The organism is Sandaracinomonas limnophila, assembly GCF_004005965.1.
GTDB lineage: Bacteria > Bacteroidota > Bacteroidia > Cytophagales > Spirosomataceae > Sandaracinomonas > Sandaracinomonas limnophila.
In genome coordinates this window covers 1-765 of sequence record NZ_SACY01000010.1, presented here as the reverse complement: position 1 = coordinate 765, position 765 = coordinate 1, and the positions used below count along the sequence as shown (strand labels likewise).

Here is a 765-nt window from a genome sequence, read left to right as displayed (position 1 = left end):
AAACACCTGGTTGTGTACCTGTGAAGCTGTAGCTTCCGTCTGGATTCACCGTGAAGGTTGCTCCTGTTGGGTTGCTTGTTGCAGCTACTGGAGTTCCATACGTTCCGCCACCAGCTACCACGTCGTTGGTTGCTAGGCTTCCTGCAATTGGCTTGTTGATTAAGCCATTGTTGAAGTCTGGTGCAATCACCGTTGGTGCTGGTTCAACTACAATATGTAATGTAGCTGTTGAGCAGTTCGCTGGTGTAGAATTATCACAAACTGTGTAAGGGATATCTACCGTTCCAGTAAAGCTTGAATTCGGTACAAATGTATAGCTACCATCTGGGTTAAAGGTAATCGTACCCGTAGATGATGGAATGCTGCCATTCGAGGTCACCGTCAATACTGCATTTGGATTCGTTGAGCCATCGTTCGCCAACACATTTCCAGTTACTGGAGAGCTGCTGTTGGTTGCCTTAGCATCATCCGAAGCGGTTGTTGTATTTGGTGCATTCGCTGGGTCTACTGTATAAGTTACCGTTGCTGTTTTACAAACTTGTGGGTTAACACTGTTATCACAAACTTCGTAGGTCAACACATCCGTTCCTGTGAAACCTGCCGCTGGAGTGTAAGTCAATGTTCCGTCTGGATTCACCGTTACTGTTCCATGTGCTGGTTGTGTCACAATTGTTGGATTAGACAATGTGCAGTTTGGATTCTCACAAACGTCATTGGCTAATACGTTCGTAGTTACCGAACTGCCCGACTTCACTGTTGCGATGT

The 765-nt window shown here is 46.1% G+C and carries 1 protein-coding gene; it reads right to left on the bottom strand.

The window, feature by feature from the left end:
• The coding region (locus EOJ36_RS11990; RefSeq protein ID WP_164847907.1) for an Ig-like domain-containing protein at positions 1-765 on the bottom strand (765 nt) is incomplete at both ends.